General features: G+C 33.4%; 19 protein-coding genes and 1 rRNA gene. 6 read left to right on the forward strand and 14 right to left on the reverse strand.

Annotation, left to right across the window (positions count from 1 at the left end):
• The 5 genes from HCJ50_RS10440 to yugI all read right to left on the reverse strand — a co-directional run.
• Positions 1–278 (reverse strand): 16S ribosomal RNA (locus HCJ50_RS10440); the annotation flags it as partial.
• 356 nt (positions 279–634) lie between these two features.
• Complete coding sequence (locus HCJ50_RS10445) at positions 635–1,393, reverse strand: DeoR/GlpR family DNA-binding transcription regulator (RefSeq protein WP_185348648.1); 759 nt, start codon at positions 1,391–1,393, stop codon at positions 635–637.
• Positions 1,394–1,497: 104 nt separating this feature from the next.
• Positions 1,498–2,850, reverse strand: coding sequence for a glucose-6-phosphate isomerase (locus HCJ50_RS10450; RefSeq protein ID WP_185348650.1), 1,353 nt, complete (start codon positions 2,848–2,850; stop codon positions 1,498–1,500).
• A gap of 102 nt (positions 2,851–2,952) precedes the next feature.
• The gene (locus HCJ50_RS10455) at positions 2,953–3,360 is read right to left on the reverse strand and encodes an NUDIX hydrolase (RefSeq protein WP_185348652.1); all 408 of its coding nucleotides are present in this window, start codon (positions 3,358–3,360) and stop codon (positions 2,953–2,955) included.
• 149 nt (positions 3,361–3,509) lie between these two features.
• Positions 3,510–3,863: a S1 domain-containing post-transcriptional regulator GSP13 gene (gene yugI, locus HCJ50_RS10460; protein ID WP_185348655.1), complete on the reverse strand. Its 354-nt coding sequence runs from the start codon at positions 3,861–3,863 to the stop codon at positions 3,510–3,512.
• Between the two features lie 151 nt (positions 3,864–4,014).
• On the opposite strand from yugI, the gene HCJ50_RS10465 reads away from it, so the two are divergent.
• The 3 genes from HCJ50_RS10465 to HCJ50_RS10475 all read left to right on the forward strand — a co-directional run bounded on the left by HCJ50_RS10465 (position 4,015) and on the right by HCJ50_RS10475 (position 7,111).
• Entirely contained in the window at positions 4,015–5,181 is a 1,167-nt protein-coding gene (locus HCJ50_RS10465) for a MalY/PatB family protein (RefSeq protein ID WP_185348657.1), read from the forward strand.
• A gap of 146 nt (positions 5,182–5,327) precedes the next feature.
• A complete protein-coding gene (locus HCJ50_RS10470) occupies positions 5,328–6,431 on the forward strand; it encodes an ABC transporter permease (protein WP_185348659.1) in 1,104 nt (367 codons plus the stop codon).
• Complete coding sequence (locus HCJ50_RS10475; RefSeq protein WP_185348661.1) at positions 6,431–7,111, forward strand: ABC transporter ATP-binding protein; 681 nt, start codon at positions 6,431–6,433, stop codon at positions 7,109–7,111. Before HCJ50_RS10470 ends, HCJ50_RS10475 begins: the two co-directional genes overlap by 1 nt.
• A gap of 44 nt (positions 7,112–7,155) precedes the next feature.
• On the opposite strand, the gene HCJ50_RS10480 is transcribed toward HCJ50_RS10475, so the two are convergent.
• The gene (locus HCJ50_RS10480; protein ID WP_185348663.1) at positions 7,156–7,470 is read right to left on the reverse strand and encodes a PTS sugar transporter subunit IIB; all 315 of its coding nucleotides are present in this window, start codon (positions 7,468–7,470) and stop codon (positions 7,156–7,158) included.
• Positions 7,471–7,714: 244 nt separating this feature from the next.
• Here HCJ50_RS10480 and HCJ50_RS10485 point away from each other — a divergent pair, with 244 nt between their 5' ends.
• Positions 7,715–9,076: an aspartate kinase gene (locus tag HCJ50_RS10485; protein ID WP_185348664.1), complete on the forward strand. Its 1,362-nt coding sequence runs from the start codon at positions 7,715–7,717 to the stop codon at positions 9,074–9,076.
• Between the two features lie 243 nt (positions 9,077–9,319).
• Here the strand turns inward: HCJ50_RS10485 and HCJ50_RS10490 are convergent, their stop codons facing one another.
• The 7 genes from HCJ50_RS10490 to HCJ50_RS10520 are packed head-to-tail and all read right to left on the reverse strand — an operon-like array spanning position 9,320 to position 16,350.
• Positions 9,320–10,543, reverse strand: a complete 1,224-nt coding sequence (locus HCJ50_RS10490; protein WP_185348665.1) for an ATP-grasp domain-containing protein — start codon at positions 10,541–10,543, stop codon at positions 9,320–9,322.
• Positions 10,544–10,550: 7 nt separating this feature from the next.
• Positions 10,551–11,129, reverse strand: coding sequence for an anthranilate synthase component II (locus HCJ50_RS10495; RefSeq protein WP_185348666.1), 579 nt, complete (start codon positions 11,127–11,129; stop codon positions 10,551–10,553).
• 4 nt (positions 11,130–11,133) lie between these two features.
• Positions 11,134–12,513, reverse strand: a complete 1,380-nt coding sequence (locus HCJ50_RS10500) for an anthranilate synthase component I family protein (RefSeq protein WP_185348667.1) — start codon at positions 12,511–12,513, stop codon at positions 11,134–11,136.
• On the reverse strand, positions 12,510–13,724 hold the full coding sequence (locus HCJ50_RS10505; protein WP_185348668.1) for an ATP-grasp domain-containing protein: 1,215 nt from the start codon (positions 13,722–13,724) through the stop codon (positions 12,510–12,512). Before HCJ50_RS10505 ends, HCJ50_RS10500 begins: the two co-directional genes overlap by 4 nt.
• Entirely contained in the window at positions 13,717–14,964 is a 1,248-nt protein-coding gene (locus HCJ50_RS10510; RefSeq protein ID WP_185348670.1) for an ATP-grasp domain-containing protein, read from the reverse strand. Before HCJ50_RS10510 ends, HCJ50_RS10505 begins: the two co-directional genes overlap by 8 nt.
• Positions 14,961–15,251: a chorismate mutase gene (locus tag HCJ50_RS10515; RefSeq protein ID WP_185348672.1), complete on the reverse strand. Its 291-nt coding sequence runs from the start codon at positions 15,249–15,251 to the stop codon at positions 14,961–14,963. The genes HCJ50_RS10510 and HCJ50_RS10515 overlap by 4 nt, the downstream gene beginning before the upstream one ends.
• 16 nt (positions 15,252–15,267) lie before the next feature.
• A complete protein-coding gene (locus tag HCJ50_RS10520; protein ID WP_185348674.1) occupies positions 15,268–16,350 on the reverse strand; it encodes a U32 family peptidase in 1,083 nt (360 codons plus the stop codon).
• Between the two features lie 187 nt (positions 16,351–16,537).
• Here HCJ50_RS10520 and HCJ50_RS10525 point away from each other — a divergent pair, with 187 nt between their 5' ends.
• Positions 16,538–18,259 carry an ABC transporter substrate-binding protein gene (locus tag HCJ50_RS10525; RefSeq protein WP_185348676.1) on the forward strand — a complete coding sequence of 574 codons (1,722 nt, stop codon included), beginning with the start codon at positions 16,538–16,540 and terminating at the stop codon, positions 18,257–18,259.
• 150 nt (positions 18,260–18,409) lie between these two features.
• Here HCJ50_RS10525 and HCJ50_RS10530 read toward each other — a convergent pair whose 3' ends face one another.
• Positions 18,410–18,994: a peptidylprolyl isomerase gene (locus tag HCJ50_RS10530; protein WP_185348678.1), complete on the reverse strand. Its 585-nt coding sequence runs from the start codon at positions 18,992–18,994 to the stop codon at positions 18,410–18,412.
• A 228-nt stretch (positions 18,995–19,222) separates the two neighbouring features.
• Between HCJ50_RS10530 and HCJ50_RS10535 the strand changes: the two genes are divergently transcribed.
• Positions 19,223–20,434 carry a lmo2377 family MFS transporter gene (locus tag HCJ50_RS10535; RefSeq protein ID WP_038407802.1) on the forward strand — a complete coding sequence of 404 codons (1,212 nt, stop codon included), beginning with the start codon at positions 19,223–19,225 and terminating at the stop codon, positions 20,432–20,434.
• Positions 20,435–20,637: the final 203 nt, after the last annotated feature.

The following is a 20,637-nucleotide window of genomic DNA, read 5'->3' on the forward strand; positions in this document are numbered from 1 at the left end:
TAGGCCTTTACCCTACCAACTAGCTAATGCACCGCGGGCCCATCTGTAAGCGATAGCCGAAACCATCTTTCAAAGTGGTGACATGCGTCACTACTTATCATTCGGTATTAGCCCCGGTTTCCCGGAGTTATCCCCAACTTACAGGCAGGTTGCCCACGTGTTACTCACCCGTCCGCCACTAACTTTGGAAGAGCAAGCTCTTCCTCCGTTCGTTCGACTTGCATGTATTAGGCACGCCGCCAGCGTTCGTCCTGAGCCAGGATCAAACTCTCTTTAAAATATAAATTGAATTTGAATACTTATTCAACACCGTGAATAAGATTCCTTGCGTCAAATTGACTTCGCTAGCAATTAAATTACTAGTTTGTTTTGTTGAAAACAGCTTTCTGTTTTCTGCCCTGCGATTACCAGTGAGACTTTACGTCTCATTGCTTTTCGTCTTCTTCTTTGTTCAGTTTTCAAAGGTCAGTTTCTTTTGTTGCAAAAGCGTTTTGTCCGCATCAGCAACGTTTATAAATATACCAAGATTTTTGCCTTTCGTCAATACTTTTTATCAAGTTTTTTTAATAAAGGTGAAAAAAGATGTTTTAGATGTATAAATCTACCTAAAAATACGGTTTTACATATAAAAACATTAAATTGTATAAATCTGCATTCCTTTTTCCTCAAACTGTTCTTTTAAAACTGGATCTATTTCTTTTCCAGTAATTATGGAGGAAATTTCATCAAGTGTGGCATATTTATATAAAGAAATGCGACCAAATTTTGTGTGGTCAGTAACTAGGATAACTTCATCAGCGGAATGGAGCATTTGTTGTTTAGCAGGGATAAGGTATTCGTCATAGTGCATTAAGCCTTTGTCAATATCCAGTGCTGGTGTTGTTACAAATGCTTTGTGTACATGGATGCTTTGTAATGTTCCGCTTGTTATCATGCCATTTAATATAAAAGTTTCTGGGTAGATAACACCTCCAGTAACAATCACTTTTGATGGGGAGAAGCGCATAATAGAAGCAACATTAATATCGTTGGTAATAACGGTTAACTTAGAGCGATCTTTCAGTGCTGTTGCGATATGCCCAGTTGTTGTTCCGGCATCTAGGATAATTGTGTCTCCGTCTTTGACCATTGTTGCGGCCAACGTGGCAATTCGTTGTTTTTCTTCATAACGAACTTCGCTACGTTTTTTCCAATTGGGTTCGGAAACTACTTTTTCTTCAATCATTACTCCGCCATGTGTTCTTTTTAGTTTCTTATCTTTTTCTAAAGCAGTTAGATCACGACGAATGGTGGCTTCGTGAACTTCAAAATGCCTAGCTAATTCATTGACTGTTGCTATTTTTCGGCTTTTGACATATTGGACAATCGCTCGTTTTCGTTCAATTGATAGCAATTCTTCCCCTCCTTCTATTTTCTTATATGGTAACGCCAATGAAGAAAAATCGCAAACAAACAAAAAACCTTGAAGCGCAGGCTCCAAGGTTTTGCTTCTGAAAATTAGTCGTTTAAGCGTTTTTCAAGTTCTGCTTTTTTCTCTTCAAATCCTGGTTTGCCAAGAAGAGCGAACATATTTGCTTTGTATGCTTCTACTCCTGGTTGGTCAAATGGATTAACGCCATTAATGTAGCCGCTGATTGCTACTGCTTTTTCAAAGAAGTATACTAGGTAACCAAATGTATAAGCATCTAGTTCAGGTATTTCCACAACAAAGTTTGGTACTTCACCATCTGTATGAGCTAATAGTGTACCTTCGAAGGCTTTTGTATTAACGAAATCAACTGTTTCACCAGCAAGGTAGTTAAGACCGTCTAAGTCTACTTCTTCTTTATTGATAGTTAGGTTGTGGCGTGGTTTGTCCACTTTCACTACTGTTTCAAATAGGTTGCGACGACCGTCTTGGATGTATTGTCCAATTGAATGCAAGTCAGTGGAAAAATTAGCACTTGATGGGTAAATGCCTTTTTTGTCTTTCCCTTCGCTTTCGCCAAATAATTGTTTCCACCACTCGTTGAAATATTGTAAGCCTGGCTCATAGCTAATTAGAAGTTCTGTTACTTTTCCTTTACGATAAAGAATATTACGAGCTGCTGCATATTGATAAGCGATGTTGTCTTTTAGTTCAGGTTTAGCAAAGTCTTTACTTGCTGCTGCCGCTCCGTTCATTAAGGCATCAATATCAACGCCACTAACTGCTATTGGAAGTAAGCCAACAGCTGTTAAAATTGAGAAACGTCCACCTACGTCATCTGGAACAACGAATGTTTCGTAGCCTTCGTTATCAGATAATGTTTTTAGCGCTCCTTTTGCTTTATCAGTTGTTGCGTATATACGTTTTTTAGCGCCTTCTTCTCCGTATTTCTTAATTAAAAGCTCTTTGAAAACACGGAACGCAATAGCTGGTTCTGTTGTTGTTCCGGATTTAGAAATAACGTTGACTGAGAAATCACGGTCACCAACTACTTCAATTAAGTCATGTAAATAGGAAGAACTTATGCTATTCCCTGCAAAAAATACTTGTGGTGTTTTGCGCGCACCTTTTTCAAGTACATTATAGAAGGAATGATTTAATGTTTCGATTGCTGCACGTGCCCCAAGATATGAACCACCAATACCGATAACGATTAATACATCAGAATCGCTTTGGATTTTTTCTGTTGCTTTTTTGATACGAGCAAATTCTTCTTTGTCGTAATCTGTTGGCAGGTTAATCCAACCAAGTGCGTCACTTCCTGCACCAGTACCGTTATGTAATGTATCATGTGCTGTTTTTACTGCTGGTTCAAGGTATTCAAGTTCGCGTTCTTCAAAAAAACGGAGCGCTTTGGAATAATCAAATTTAATATGTGTCATCATTTTCCCTCCAAATTTTAAAAAAGTTTCTTTATTAACTTTATCTCAATCAGTGCTTTTTAGCAAGACTTGTCATCTGTTATTTTTTGGTTGTTTTTGAAATCAGGTATAGTTTTCGTATAGAATGCCTTCGCTTCTAAGTAGTTCATTTAAAGTTAATTGGTCTATATTGAGTACATCATCCGCAAGTGGTATTGGAAGCCATTTCACATGAAAGACACTATCGTCATGTTCGACGGCTGCTATAGGTCCAACTGGTTGTGCTCGAAACACAAACGTACAAACATGTTCCCAACTAGCACGTCGCTCTTTACATGATAAGATAGATGCAACTTCCACGTCTATATTGGTTTGATTCTTTACTTTGCTTGCAATAGCCTCTTCCATTGTTTGATTTGTTTCTACAAGTCCGCCTGGCAATGTCCAAGTCATATTGCGATTTCTTACTACTAAAACTTCATCTTTTTTCTCATTATATACAAATGCTTGCACATGAATAGACCTTTTCACCAAAATCCCCCTTTATTAAAAAAGCTCCTATTTTTTTAAGTAAATAGAAAATTACTACTATCTATTCCCTTTTTCTAAAATATTAGTCAATTGACTGTATCAGCCTTGCCAGTCATGTCAAAATCAGGCTGATTGTCTGTTTGCTGAGATTATTTATCTGCTTTTTTTATCCATTCTTCTAATTTGTCTCGTAGTGTGTTGAAGCCTTCATCATTTTCGCTAGAGGATAGATTTTTCTTCTTAGTCGGTTGTTCTTTGGGGGCATCTTCTGTAGCTCTAATAGAAAGGCTAATTTTATTTTTTTCTTCGTCAATATCTAGTATTTTCACTTTCACTTCTTGCCCAACTTCTAGAAAATCATGAATATCTTTTACGAAACCATGGGTAATTTCTGAGATATGGACTAATCCTTGTGTAGAATTATCTAACGCTACAAACGCTCCATAACTTTGAATCCCTGCAATTTTTCCAGAAACTACTTCTCCTACTTTAAAAGTACTCATTTTCATTCCACCTGCTTTCTAGTGTTACAATATTTTAAAATTATAACATTTAGCTGTAACTTTAACAATTATTCTAAACCCTTTTGGAGCGAGCTTTAGGGCTACTTTATGCTATAATTGATTAGAATAAAATGATGGGAGTGTGGCGTATTTGAGTCAATTTGATGAAGTCATTCCACGGACTGGGACTAATTCAGAAAAGTGGGATGGAGTAGAAGAATTATTTGGTCGTAAAGATATTATTCCAATGTGGGTTGCAGATATGGACTTTCGGGCACCCAAACCTGTACTTGATGCTTTCCAGCGTCAAATTGATCATGGGATTTTTGGTTACTCGGCAAAATCAGAGAGCCTTGTCGATGCTGTAATTAATTGGAACAAGGAACAACATCAGTTTGAAATTGATCCTAGCACGCTTTTTTTCAATGGCGCTGTCGTTCCAACGATTTCGCTGGCAATTCGCTCGCTTACTAATAAAGGGGATGCTGTATTAATGGTCTCACCAATTTATCCACCTTTTTTCAATGTGACGAAAGCTACTGAACGAAAAGTAGTCATGTCTCCTTTAATATATGAAAATCATCAGTACCGTATTGATTTTAATGATTTAGAGGAACGTATGAAAACAGAAAATATAAAGCTCTTTTTACTATGTAATCCGCAAAACCCTGGGGGGCGCTGTTTTACAAAAGAGGAATTAAATCAATTAGCTAAACTTTGCGAAAAATATCAAATACCGGTTGTTTCTGATGAAATCCATGCTGATTTGGTGATGAAAAATCATAAACATGTTCCGCTGATGGTTGCAGCACCTTTTTATAGCGATCAAATCATCACATTAATGGCCGCAACAAAAACGTTTAACTTGGCTGCAATTAAAGCTTCCTACTATATTATTACAAATAAAGATTACCAAGATAAATTTGCCGCAGAACAAAAATATGCCACTACCAACGATCTAAATGTCTTTGGAATTGTCGGAACTGAAGCCGCTTATCGCGGTGGAGCTGATTGGTTAAATGAACTAAAAGACTATATTTATAGTAATTTTGAGTATGTAAAGGACATGCTTGAAAAAGAAGTGCCGGAAGTTGGTATTACGGACTTAGAAGCTACTTACTTAATGTGGTTGGATTGCCGCGCGCTACCAAAAGGGGAAAAAGCGATTTATGCAGATTTAATTGATGCTGGTGTTGGCGTGCAAATGGGATCTGGATTTGGCTATTCTGGAAAAGGCTTTGTTCGTCTCAATATCGCTTGTCCAAAAGAAACACTTGAAAAAGGCGTAAAACTTCTTATTAAAGGGCTTAAAAAATAGTAAAAATAAAGAAACTAAACGAAATTTGTTTGGTTTCTTTTTTTAGTCAAATGGCGCTAGCTTTGTTATACTAATGTTTGGAAAGCAAGAGAGATGAAAATCACTTCATCCCTTTCTTACATAAATTAAAGGAGTTGGTATAACCGATGTTTTTAGGGCTTCGTGAATTAGTTTATTCTAAGTTGCGCTATATTTTAGTAACAGGCATCATGGTATTGATTATGTTACTTTCACTTATTTTATCTGGACTAGCAAACGGCCTTGCCTATGATAATGCTTCATCAGTTGCAGACAACGGGGTTCCATATTATGTTCTCAGCAAAGACGCCCAAGACAAATTATCTCGCTCACAGTTTCCAGAATCCAAACTTGCAGAAGTGAAAAAAGATGAAAATGTAAAAGATGCTGCAGTTCTAGGACAATCCATGCAAACATTAAAACGGGAAAGCGATGACAAAAAGTTCAGTGTGGCGCTTTTCGGTATTCAACCAGATAGCTTCCTTGCTCCAAAAATTTCAAAAGGAAGCAGCATTCAGGTAACTAAACCAGATGAAATCGTAGTTGATTCTTCTCTTAAATCTGACGGAATCAAGATTGGCGATATTTTGATGGACGATATTTTAAATAAAGAACTCACAGTGGTTGGTTTTACAGAAAATCAAAAATATAGCCATGCGCCAGTTGTTTATCTTAACATCGCCACGTGGCAAGAAATCAATCCTGTTTTATACCACCAAAAAATCCCACAAACGAGTACAATTGCTATCAAAACAGATAATCCTGACAAAGGTGTAACGCTTGCGGATAAAGATTTAACAACAATAGATCATAAAGGCTTTTTAAATCAAATCCCTGGTTATTCTGCTGAGCAAATGACACTTAATATGATGATTTATTTCTTAATTGTTATCGGTGGATTTATTTTAACAGCTTTCTTCTACGTAATGACGTTACAAAAAACAACTCAATTTGGTATTTTAAAAGCACTTGGTACGAAAACTAGTTATTTAGCGAAAAGCATTATTACACAAGTCGTCATTATCTCACTTATCAGCATCTTAATCAGCATTGGTGTAACACTTATTTTACCAAGTATTATGCCTGCTGCAATGCCATTTAGGCTTAGTTCGATGACGATTGCGCTCTATAGCGGTATTTTCTTCTTAGTTGCTTTAATTGGCGCACTTTTATCACTTAGACGAATTGCTAAAGTAGATGCGTTAGATGCTATTCGAGGAGGTGATGAATAATGGAAACTTTACTATCTTTTGAGAATGTCTATAAAGATTACCCGTCCGGTCCTTCGATTATTCACGCGCTGAAGGAAACAAACTTTGAAGCTAAAAAAGGCGAACTTATTGCGATTGTTGGTCCAAGTGGTTCTGGAAAAAGCACCTTACTTTCGCTTGCAGGCGCACTTTTAACACCAACTGGCGGAACTATTTCGATTAATGGTAAATCTGTTGGCAATTTATCTGCTAAAGATCAAACAGCTCTTCGTTTGGAAGAAATTGGGTTTATTTTTCAAGCAGCGCATCTAGTTCCCTACTTACATGTGAAGGATCAAATCAGTTTTATCGGAAAAATGGCTGGGAAGAATGCAGCGGAACTGGAAAAAGATACCGCTGACTTGCTTGCTCAACTTGGAATTGCTGATCGTGCAAACTTCTTTCCAAAAGATTTATCAGGCGGTCAAAAGCAACGTGTCGCCATTGCACGAGCGCTTATTAATCAACCGTCCGTTATTTTAGCGGATGAACCAACTGCTAGCCTTGATACCGAAAGAAGCCGTGAAGTCGTGACGCTGCTTCGTGATGAAGTGGTTCAAACAAGCCGTACCGCAATTATGGTTACACATGATGAACGAATGCTTGATTTAGTTAACCATGTATATCGTATGGAAGATGGCTTACTTACTCAAGAAAGTTAAAAAAACCTGTGTGGCCTAATTGGCTACACAGGTTTTTTTGATGTTTATTTTTGATAACCTTCAATTAACTCTAATGCTTGACCAAGTACTTTTTCCCCGTTCATCGTACCATAAGCGGTCATGTCGATAACATCAACTGGAATTTTACCAGCTGCTAATTCATCAACTGTTTTCTTTTGATAACGCACTTGTGGTCCTAAAAGTACTACATCCGCATTATCGATTAAATTACTTACTTCAGCGATAGAATACGCCTCGATTTCACATTCTTCTCCACGCGCTTCTGCTGCTTTACGCATTTTTGTTACTAAAAGGCTTGTTGACATTCCTGCCGCACACACTAAAACAATATTTTTCATAGTAATCTTTCCTTTCAGATTAAAGCTGCTTTTTTGATACACTCTTATTATATCCTACCTTTCCCTTTTTAAACAAGTAAACGAATGGAGCTACAAAAAATTTATTTAAAATAAGAAAAAGCATTGCGATTTCATATGAAAAGAGCGATAATAGACAATAACTTTATCCGAAAGCTCAGAAAATTTCATATCGTTCGAAAATGAAGCTTTAATGGAAAAAAATTAATGATCAGGAGTGTGTGGCATGAAAGTAGTTAAATTTGGCGGGAGCTCTTTAGCATCAGGGATTCAATTAAATAAAGTTTTCCAACTTGTAGAGGAGGATTCTGATCGAAAAATTGTTGTTGTATCAGCTCCTGGTAAACGTTTTAAAGAAGATACAAAAGTGACCGATTTACTTATTGATTGTGCGACAAAAGCACTTCTTAAAGAAGATACGGCAGAACTGTTTGAAGCGATTATTGCGAGATATGCTGGAATCGCACTTGATACGGGAATGAGTGATGCGATTATCAAGCAAATTCGCACAGACTTACAAGCAACTATTGCCTCTGATAAAAGCAATCCAGATAAATTTTTAGATCGTATGAAAGCTAGTGGCGAAGATAATAATGCAAAGTTAGTCGCCGCTTACTTCCAATTTAAAGGTCTTGAAGCAAATTATGTAAACCCTAAAGATGCTGGTTTATTTGTAACTGATGAGCATGCTAGCGCACAAGTTTTACCAGAATCATATAACCGTTTATTTGAGTTGCGAGAACGAAAAGGGATTGTTGTTTTCCCAGGATTTTTTGGTTATACAAAAGACGGGGAGATTAGCACCTTTTCAAGAAGTGGTTCAGATATTACCGGAGCAATCGTAGCAAATGGGGCGCAAGCAGAGTTATATGAAAACTTCACAGATGTCGATGCGGTCTACGCTGTTAATCCCGCTATCGTAAAAAATCCAAAAAAAGTTCTTGAGCTGACTTACCGCGAAATGCGCGAATTATCATATGCAGGATTTTCTGTTTTTCATGACGAAGCACTTATACCAGCGTTCCATGCAGGTATCCCGGTACATATAAAAAACACGAATAACCCTGATAGTTGCGGTACTAAAGTCGTTCATGAACGGGAAAGCAGCAATGGTCCCGTAGTTGGGATTGCGAGTGATGACGGTTTTTGCAGCATTTATATTAGCAAATATTTAATGAACCGCGAAATTGGCTTTGGTCGGAAAGTGTTGCAAATTCTGGAAGATGCTGGATTAAACTACGAGCATATGCCTTCTGGAATTGATGATTTAACCATTATAATCCGTGAAAATCAGTTTGGTGAAGATACCGAGCAGATGATTATGACTCGGTTGAAAGAAGAATTAAATGCCGATCAAGTTATTATGCAACATGGAATTTCACTGATTATGGTTGTAGGCGAAACAATGCGCCATAACGTCGGGATAACTTCACGTGCTTCTAAAGCTTTATCCGACGCAAAAGTAAATATTGAGATGATTAATCAAGGGTCTTCTGAGGTTAGCATTATGTTTGGCGTGAAGGAAGCGCAAGAAGATGCGGCTGTCCGTGCCTTGTATGATGAGTTCTTTTCGGAGGTTTTGGTTTAGGGTATAAAATGAATTTTTCATCTCCAAAAATTTTTAAAGAAAACTTTTCTTTACAATTTAACTAGTAATTCTAAATAAAAAAGAGCCCTTTCCTAAACTCAAGTAAACCGCCCCCCCAAAGTTAGACCAAAAATCTAACTTTGGGGGGGCAATACAAAGAAAGGGTGCTCAATTAATTATTTAATTATTAATCTTTTCAATCGTAACATCTGCACTGGTTTGTCTTGCTTGCCCGTTGGTAGACTATAAAATCACAAATTTTATACTTTTACACAAATAATTCTTCTTCAATAAAAGATCTTCATACATTTCTCCGCATATAATAAAATATCCTAACCTATCCCACGATGACTTAGGAGGGGCAACAAATGAACCTATGTCTTTTGTCATTTTGTGTGCTAGAATACTTTCTTCATGCTTAACTAATAAGTTCAAATTCTTTACCTTTGACAATATACCGCTTTTTTCTGCATGAAAAAACTGAACTATTGTATATCTTTGATAATATTTATTAATTTCAAAAGAGCACCCAACCATCATTTTTATATATTCTTTCCTAAAATTAAAGTTATAAGATGAGCTTATAGCATTTGATATAAAATCTCCAGGCATTCTAGCTGCACATTCAATCAGTATAGGAATATTTTCTTCAATTTTCCATTCAGCATGAAGAACTGCTGTCCCAACATCCGCTTCTTCTATTAACTTATTAATTTGACTATGAATTGCTCTTTCTATGTTAGAATCTTCCATTGCTGGTACGTGATGTGCCATTTCGATGCACTCTTGATTCTCAGCCCCCTCTTTTAAAGTAATATTTTTAAAAACTATTTCTCCATCCTTTACTAAATACTCCGAGCTCACTTCATAACCAGCTAAATATTCCTCAACTATATACTCCCATTCAAGTCTATCTTCAGCTACAGTTTTCTCGTTTTTCACAATTAGTGCATCTCTATATGCATCTCTAATTTCATCTTGATTTGAAATTATATATATTCCTATTGAAGCTTGCCTATTACTAGGTTTTAAAACAATTTTCTTTCCTTCAAAAAAGTCGTATAAGTCTTCTAATGATTTTATATTTAAAAATCTCGGATGTTTTAGATTAATTTTTTCACTAAACTCTCTAAATTTCTTTTTATTGGTAAAAATGTCAGCTCCTTTTTTTCCAACAGATGGTAAACCTAAATATTCCGCCAACTCATTGGCAGCAGGAACACTGTATTCAAATCCTGGTATAACTCCATCTATTCTGGTATCACCTATATAAGAAATCACTTCTTCTAAAAATTTATCATTATTAACATATTCACAATAGATCATTTCATGACTTATGCTAATCACATATTTATCTAAATTATTATAAACATTTTCACTTTCGATAATCACAACTGAATTTACTTCTGACATATTACAAATTTCTTCTATAAAAGCTTTATTTTTCCCAATTAGTAAAATATTCATTTGTTCTTCACCTATGCCCTTCTCCTAAAACAAAATTCCGAATCATCTCAAGACCTTGTTTAGTAAGTATTGACTCCGGATGAAATTGAATTCCTTCAATATCATAGAATCGATGTCTGATTCCCATTATTAATCCATCCATTGTACGAGAAGTGACTTCTAGCTCTTTCTCTGGGAAATGTTCTTCATTTACTACCAAAGAATGATACCTCGCAACATTCGTTATCGGTTCAATGCAATTAAATATCCTTTTATTATCATGTTCAATTCGATCAATTTTACCATGACAGATATAGGGCGCATGTTTGATTTCACCTCCAAAAAATTCGGCAATTATTTGATGCCCTAAACAAACACCTAAAATTGGAACTCTTCCTTTGAAATGTTCTATAATTTTTTTCGTCTTCTCATAATCTTTTGGCGCTTTTGGTCCTGGTGAAAGTATTATTTTAGTGATATTATTTGCATTAAAATCTTTAAAATTGAGTTTATCATAATTTATTACTTTTACACTAGTTGTAAATTCAAGTGTGTATTGCATTAAATTGTATGTAAAAGAGTCATAGTGGTCAATTATTAGAATCATATATTCACTCCTTAAATATAGTTGACTTACGACATAATCCTGCAATTATTGCTTCCCCTTTATCAAGCGTTTCTTGATATTCTTTTGATTCAACTGAATCAAAAACAACGCCACCTCCCAGTGATAAGCTAGCATTATTTTTATCAAGAAAAATTGTTCTTATCAATATATTTAAATCAAAATCCAGACTATCAAAAGAAACTCGACCTAAAGAACCTGTATACAGAGACCTTTTTAAGGGTTCACTTTCTAAAATCACTTCCATTGCTCTTTTTTTAGGACACCCAGTTATTGATCCCCCAGGAAAAGTTTCGCGAATTATTTTTCCAAAAGTAATGTCATCCTTTAATTCAGCTGAAACTTTAGAAACCAGTTGTAGAACTGATGCATATTTTTCAATAAACATTAAACCTTCAACTCGAACAGTGCCTGGTTTTGCAATTCTGCCTAAATCATTTCTAAGCAAATCAACAATCATTGTATTTTCAGAACGCTCTTTTTCTGAATTCAAAAGACTTTCATAGTTTCTTTGCTCCTCTACTTTATTGTTCCCGCTAGGGCGTGTTCCCTTAATTGGTTCGGTTTTTATTCCATTATTTCTCTTACTTAAAAAGCATTCTGGACTTGTTGACAAGATAGCTAAATTATTATTTTTAAAATAAGCCGAATAAGGAGCTGGATTTGACCTTCTAATTTTATTATATATTTCAATAGGTTTTTCTTTAATTGTCCATGTAAACCTTTGACTCATATTAACTTGATAAATGTGACCATCAAAAATATACTTTTTAATATCCTTAAGTTTATCAATATAATTATCATATTTAAAATTACTTTTTATTTTGTTTGTATAATCAATTTCATCTCGATTCTCATATTTTTGATCACAATTAAGTTTAATTTCCTTTTTAAATCTTGAAATCAAACTATCCTTAGTCATAGTTACATTGGTAATATTTATATAAGTATAATTTCCGGTATGACAATTATAAACCAAATTATCTTTACAAACATAGAAAGCAACATCAAAAAAAGAATCTTCCTTCTCTTTATTGCTTTTTATTCCCATCAGTCTTTCACCAAAATCATAACTTAAATATACATAAAAATTTGGTCTTAAATTTCCTTCTTCAATTTCTTTTCCAATAGATGACCACTTGTTTATAAAATCATCAATTTCTGCTATTATTCTATCCGCCTTCTTCTCTTCCACTAGAAGTTCAAGTGAATCAATTACATTCCAGCCAATATAGCTTTTTTCCTCCTTTCCAATTGAGCTAGAATTATCTAAGAAAAAAATATTCTTATGTTGATTATCTAAATTCCGAACTAAGTCAAAGACATTATTATTTTGAAACTCTAATAAAGTGCTGTTAACCTTCATAGCTCTCCCTCCACTTGAACAAAAGTATCTAAATTAAGATGAATTTTTTTGAACTTTCTCATCATTTCACATACACTATTTGCATGTATAAAAATATCTCCTATTCTTTCATGAGAAGCATTTGGTTTATTGACAATCTGGCCAACATCGACTAAATAATCAATTTTTATTATATCTTTTATATCTGCTTCTTTTTCATTTAGAAGTGATAATACCCTACCTTTTTGATTAATAGGAATTTGTAATGAACCAGAAATCCCACTAATTATTTTAATTTCTGGAATAAATTTTTCCCCAATTTCTACCATGACAAAGCTGTCAATAATATCAATATTAGTTTGAATCTTCAAGTTTTCTGGAATCGCACTTCCAGCTGGCCTGATAGCAATCTCACAAAAACATATTTCATTTTCCCCCTTAAAACATTCCAAATGTGTAACACCATTTTGCACTTCTAAAGCTTTGAGTATTTCTCTATTATATTTAATTAATTCTTTAAACAAAGAAGAACTCATATCTAAAGCAATAGTTCCAACAAAATTATACTTTTTAAAATCAATCAATGGTACTGGATAAAAGCTAGCATATGCAAATTTGATTTTCCCATCTTGAATAATTGCGTCAATATGATACTCTTCTCCATGTACAAATTCTTCCAACAAAACACCTTTTTCAAAGTGATAAAGTTCTGTTTCTTGAGTGAATTTCTGAAAATACTCTATCCACGCTTCCTTTGATTTTATTTGTTTTACTCCAATAGCACCCATGCCCTGTTTTGGTTTTGCAACCACGTCTTTAAATTCATCTAAAAATCTGAAACCATCTTCTAAGTCCTTGACCTCAATATAATTTGGAACTCTAATATTCTTTTTTATTAAAATATCTTTCATTTTTGCTTTATCACGAAATTTCTCAACTTCCCCCGCACCTATTCCATCAATTGAAAATTTATCTCTTAGTTCAGCAGCAACACGAACACCTTTTTCTCCTGGAGCTATGATTGCTTTAATTTTTTTATCAAAATTAGATAAAATCGCACTTATTTGTTCTGTGTTTGATAAGTTATCCATTTGAAAAAAATAATCACATAAATTCACATCAGGAGGAACCACTGTTTTATCTGAAAACACAATTGTTTTTAATCCCCTTCGTCTGATTGCTTTAAGAACTTCTTCTCTTCTTCCAAGGCAAACACAATATTCTTTATCCATTAGTATCATCCTTCATCATAATTTCAGCATTTTTTTGCAATGATATAACTGATTTTTCGACAGATTCGTAACTTTCGGAACTAAAATATGCAAATAAAGCCAGCCTTCCTCTATTATCATCTAGCTTTTCAACTACACTTCCTTGTTCAACTTTATATTCCATATCTAAAAAGTTTTTATCTTTTATTAAATCATTTAAGTTTTCGATCTCTAAAAACGTCCCTTTTTTAGGCGAATGAATAAATCGAATATAACCATAACCATTTTCTTTAAATTCTTCTTCATATTTTTTCCCAATACAATTTTCAATAATTATTTTATAAAAATCCAAGTTTAATACTTTACTAAGCATCTCCGCAATAAATCCTCCCCCCACCCTCGGATTTAATTCAATTAAATGAACCCCATCCTGATTAATTTTTATCTCGGTATGTGTAATTCCAGTATGTATATCAAAAATTTTATGAATCTTGTTTACATAAGAAATAATTTGTTGCTTTTCTAAATCACTCAGACTTACTGCTGGTATAATATGACCATTTTCAACATTTGTAAATTTTTCATTAAAAACCTTTTCTGTAATCATTATTGAATTTACTTTTCCATATTCAACAATACTTTCAACTGAAAATTCCTTTCCTTCAATATATGGTTCAACCAAAACTTGTTTAGAAAAAATTTGTCCTAACGCTCCATAATTAAGATTCTTTACATTTTTTTCAAATGCTTTTAGTAAATCATCTAATGAGTTTACTTTTTCTACATTTATACTTCCAAATCCATTTAAAGGCTTGACTACACTTGGAAACCACAAATTATCCTTCTGTTGTAAAATTGCACTAATTGTAGAAAATTTAAAATAATCCCCTTCAAACATTCCCTTCTTTTTCATCTTTTCTCTAGTTTTTTCTTTTGACATAGAATTTTCTATAGCCTCTGTTCCAAAATATGGTAAACCTAATCTTTTAGCCACTAAATTTACTAAAGGTGGCAAAAACACATGACCAGCTAATACACCATCAAACGAAATTTCTTTAAAAAATTCTTCTATTATTTTAAAACTTTCTTCTTCTTGAAAATAATTGATTTGTATATAGTAATCAATATTGAATTTCTCAATAGAACTTAATTCTTCTTCAGCCATGGCTGTTGCAAGAATCACCTCATAACCTAGTCTCTTTGAATGTTTCATATACTTTCTACCAAAAATATAATTACCAATAATCAAAATTCTTTTCATTCAGATTCCATCCCCGTTTCAAATATTTCTTCTTCCAATTTACATGAATATGAAACTATTAAACTAAAAATGTCTTCAATAAATTCTCCATCTATTTGTAATTTTTCTGCAAATGCTTTTCTGTCCTTCAATAATTCAGACACTCTATCTTCCTGCATAATATTTATTTTTTTATCTAATTTTATTTTTCCAATAGATTGTACAATCATACTGCGTTCTTTAATATTTTCTATTAATCTAAAATCTAGTTCATTAATAAGTTTTCTATGCTCCTTAATTGTATCCAAATAAATTTACCTCCCGCTATAATTTTTCTATTTCTTTAGTCTGATACTCAATATTTGCTAAATGATTTTTTCTAAATTCTTCATTAATAAAAATTGCCCTTTTAGCAAAAGAATAACAATGTTTACATTTTTCACCACATTCTAGTTTATTGCATTCTCCTATTAGAAATTTGTTTAGATGCTTATTTAGCTTCGAATTATCAATAAAAACATTATCTATATATTTGTTTGGAGTAGAGACATCATGATAGCCAAAATGCTGTATTAGATCAAGCAAATTCCCATTATATTTTCTCTCTGTATACGCTTTACAACGCTTGATTAACAAGTCTGTTGGAGTCGCACGATCAATGATTTTTATATGGTTGTATCCTAATTCCTCATAAAACTGAACATCTTCTGGTCGAATAATATCTGAAATCAAGTAATTAACTGGATCTAACACTCTTTTTTTAGAACAACCTAAATAACAATAATCTGTGCCCACATTTTTTCCTGTTACACGTGAAGATTGACCTAGGAACGCTTGATGATAAGATAATATTGGACATTCATAAAGACAATTATTATTAACAATTAACTCTAAATCAAGATCAGTCGAATCTCTTAAATCTTTTAAAAGCGAAAAGTTTCTATTAACTGTCATTGGATCTAATACGATACAATCCGCCCCCATTTCTTCCCAACGCCGGATTTTACTTACAGAATTAACACACACACTAGAAGAGACTTTTACCTTCATTTTTGGATAATTTTTCTTCACATAGCGTAAAAAAATAGGAATGGAAATAGTTAGATAATCCACCTCTATTTCATTAAGCCAATCAAAGAGTTCTTTTAACTCGTTCTTCCCCTTTTTAGTAAACTCTTCATTACCTAAAAAAGGATTATTAAAAGTATAATTAAATGTTAAATCATTATGGTGGGCTTGTTTCACATGTTCTATAACTTTATCTCGATTTATTGAATCTAAATTTGTAGTCTCTAATCCGCCTCCAACAAAATCATTAGTTAATTTCCCAAATAAGTTAGTTACATCAGTTCCTTTAATTCCCTCAATTAGTTTATCATCAAAATTAGTTGCTACCGATATTTTCATTTACTTCCCCTCCAATGTTGTCTTAAAATAGCTATTCTTTATATAATGAACAAAGGTCCCTAAAACAAAATTTTATTAATAAGTTAGAATTATTAATATTTAATAAATTATCTTATAGATTATGATTCAAAAAAAGTGTAAAATGAAATAAAAAAGTATCCCTTTTATTAGTTAGGAAGTGTACAACTTGAAAAATTTGGATTATTTTGAATTAAGATCCCTGCTCTACAGCAACGAAAAAGAAAACATCGTTCATTTTAGTATGGAGAAACTTGCTGAAAAGTGGTATTATTCAAAGCAAAATGTAAAAAAAAAGCTCAAAAAATACGAAGAAAAAAACTTGTTGAAATATATTCCTGGAAAAGGGAGAGGTAATGTATCTACTATTATTTTCATCAAAGATTTCCATTCAGAGATAAACGAGATTTTAACTAGTTGCATAGAAAATAATGATATTAAATTTGCACTCCAACTCTCTCAGTTATCCATACCTCAAGAGTGGTTTTCTCCTTTTTTGGAAAAAATACAAACCCTTTTTAGCAGTGAAAATGAGTATGGTAACAACATTATTAGATTTATAATTAACAGAAAAATCACTGCATTAGATCCGAATACAATTTGCTTGCAATTTGAGGCTTCCTTAATTAAACAAATAAGCAATACATTAGTTGATTATTCTGAGGAAGGAGATATATTCACTCCTTCTGTCGCACTTAATTGGTCTCATAATGAAGAGTTTACAACATGGAAATTCTTCATTAGAAAAAACATATATTTCCATGACGAAAAAAAAGTAACTGGAAGTGATATTCTCTTTTCATTTAACGAAGCTTTAAGAAGTAGTACCGGTAAATGGCTACTAAACAATTTAGAAAATATGTATTGTGAATCTGAGTTTACTGTTCATTTTAATTTTAAAAAACCCGAACCTGCATTTTTAAAATTAGTAACACATTATTCGCTCGTAATTAGACCTGCATTCTCAAACAGTAAATATTTTATTGGTTGCGGACCATTCAAACTTGTTGAAAACAAGAATAATTATGTATACTTAAAAAGTTTTTCAAAATATTTCAAAGAGACTCCATTAATAGATGGTATAGAATTCTGGTTGATAAACTCAAATTTCAAAAAGTGGCTAATTATCCCACAAAAGAAAAATCTAAATAATACAATTAATCCTATTGGAGTACCTCGATCCGGAGTGTCTTATTTAATTTTCAATAAAAAGAAAAAAAATTCAATGGACCACTTTTTAACAAATACATTAAAAACGATTTTTAATGTATCAGATTTTGTATCTGAAATGCATAATAATAAAGTATTAGTAGCCCATAGTTATTTTTATAAAAATTCAGAAACTAAAAAAAAAGCTTCTGTACTTTTAGAAAAAGAAATAATAAAAACTGTCAATTTACCTAATCACAGCAATAAAACTTTAAAATTAGCAGTCTATAACCATCCCCGACTAATACGTGAAGCATTATGGTTTAAGAAAAAAGCTGGTATTTATAACATCAATCTAGAAATAATAACTTATTCATTTAACGATGATTATTTTTCGAAAAAAATTACATTTGATGCTGACATGGCTTTAGCGACAGATATACCTGTAACCGATATTGAATTAGGATATTTCGATTTCTTACTAAATAAAACTTTAATCTTTCAAAAGTTTGTTTCTAAGAATCATTTATCCTTTATATATTCACTCACTGCAAGGTATAGACAAACACAATCCCTTAACCATAAGGTTACATTAATAAATGAAATTGAGAATTATATCAATCAAGAAAACTTACTCATTTATTTATATCACCCTTTAAAATATTATAATATTCATAGTTTTATTAATGGTGTAGAATTTGATAGTAATGGAAATATTATTTTAAACAAACTATGGTGGTAAACAAGAGATTGGGCACTACTAAAATCAAGTATTAAAAATCAGAAAATAAATAAGCAAAAATCATTGTATTAAGCCATTTCCAAAATAGGATATACAAGATTTCTGCTTATTTTTTATTTTAGTGGCTCTTTTATCTCATCCACTAATTAATTATTTAATATTAATCTTCTCAATCACAACATCATTCACTGGTTTGTCTTGCATGCCAGTTGGTAGACCTGCGATTTCGTCTACTACGTCCATGCCTTCGATTACGTGACCGAAAACTGTGTGGCGACCGTCTAACCATGGTGTTCCGCCTTGTTTGTAAGCTTCGATAATTTCTACGGGGAAGCCAGCTTGTTCCATTTGACCAAGCATGTCAGCAGGCATATCTGGTTTTTGAACGATGAAAAATTGGCTGCCGTTAGTATTTGGACCAGCGTTGGCCATTGATAAAGCACCACGAAGGTTGAATGCTTCTGTAGAGAATTCATCTTCAAAAGCTTCTCCCCAAATACTTTCGCCTCCAGTACCAAGGCCGTCTGGGTCGCCACCTTGGATCATGAATTCAGGTATAACACGGTGGAAAATTAAACCGTCGTAATAACCGTTTTTAGAATGTGTAACAAAGTTTTCTACTGTTTTTGGAGCAATTTCAGGGAACAATTTGATACGAATAGTTCCTCGATTTGTAATCATTTCTGCTTCAATCTCATTAGGTGCTACTTCTTTTGATAATTGTGGGTAGGTCATATTGTAAAACTCCTTCTTGTTTTAATTGATTGTTCACTAACGCAGCCAAATAATAAGTAAATTAACAACGACAGCAATCAGATATAGTACTAGTATAACAGCTGAAACCCAAATGACAATTTTTTTAACCAAAAATGCACTTCCTTCACTTTATTTTTCATTCACTCCCTTTTATTCTATAATGAAAAGGTGAGTTTTAACAATAATACGAATAGAGATGATTTTTTTATGACAACAAGAAAGAGAAATTTGTACATTTTAATGGTTGCCAATTTGTTGATGTCAGCTAGTATGACGATGATTATGCCGTTTTTATCGCTCTATATTGACACATTTGGAGATTATAGCGACTCTTATGTTCAAAGATGGGCAGGCTATATTTTCGGAGTTACTTTTTTAGTGGCATTTATTTTTTCTCCTATTTGGGGTCGGATTGGGGACAAACATGGTTATAAAGGGATTTTGATTTTAACTTCTTTTGGTTTAGCAATTTGTATTTTCCTGATGGGATTTGCACATTCGGTTACTTACTTGTTGATTTTGCGAATTTTTATGGGTGTTGTTACGGGTTTCATCGGGGTTAGTAATGCTTTTATTGCACGACAAACACCTAGAAATGAAGCAGGGAAAATCCTTGGAACACTTCAACTTGGTGGTGTTACTGGCATGTTATTTGGTCCGCTAATAGGTGGAGCAATGGCTGATTTATTTGGTTTTAAAGATACTTTTACCATTACAGGGATCGCGATGATGCTTGCGGCGTTACTCGTTGCTCTTGGGGTAAAAGAGATTCGGACAGAAGAACAAAAGGAAGCCGCGAAAGTAGTTTATTCGAGACGAGCTGTTTTAAAACAAATCTTTACGCTTCGTGTTCTCTTTACGGTAATGATTATTACTGCTCTTATTCAAATTGCGAATTTTAGCGTACAGCCACTCTTAGCCCTTTATGTTGGAGATATGACTCACTCGAATAATATTGCTTTCTTATCTGGTTTAGCTTTTTCAGCGACTGGTTTTGGGAATTTAGTAATGACTCGAAAATGGGGACAGCTTGGCGATAAGTATGGCTATGAGAAGATTTTAAATATCTTGTTAATTATGGCTGCTATTTTTGTTATTCCCCAAGCTTTTGCAACAAATCTCTGGTTTTTTATTTTCTTCCGCTTTTTATTTGGGATTGCTATTGGTGGAATGGTTCCCTGTACGACGGCATATATTCGGCTTGCAGCACCTGGTGTTATGCAAGGTGAGATGCTTGGCTACAATCAAAGTGCTCGTTTCTTAGGGAATGTTATTGGGCCAATTCTAGGCGGTACACTTGCTGGCTATATCGGAATACCTAGTGTTTTCCTTTTTATGAGCTTTATGTTTTTTGTTGCTTTTTTTGTTTTACTATACGCACTTCATTCCGACAGAAAACGCCATGTTAATGTTGATTAAGTTTTAGCAAATCTAAGTTTTTTCTTAGGTTTGCTTTTTTATTCTTCCTATTTAATTGTTTTTTTAACTTACATAAATTGATTTAGAAAGTTAAGTTTTCCACCTTTTTTTCAACTAAAAAAGTATGTTATAATAAAAAATATAAAAAGTACGGCGATTATTTGGGTACTTTAGGAATGGTAAAGTTATAAAAATAATGCATT

Source organism: Listeria immobilis, from assembly GCF_014322765.1.
Taxonomy (GTDB): Bacteria; Bacillota; Bacilli; order Lactobacillales; family Listeriaceae; genus Listeria; species Listeria immobilis.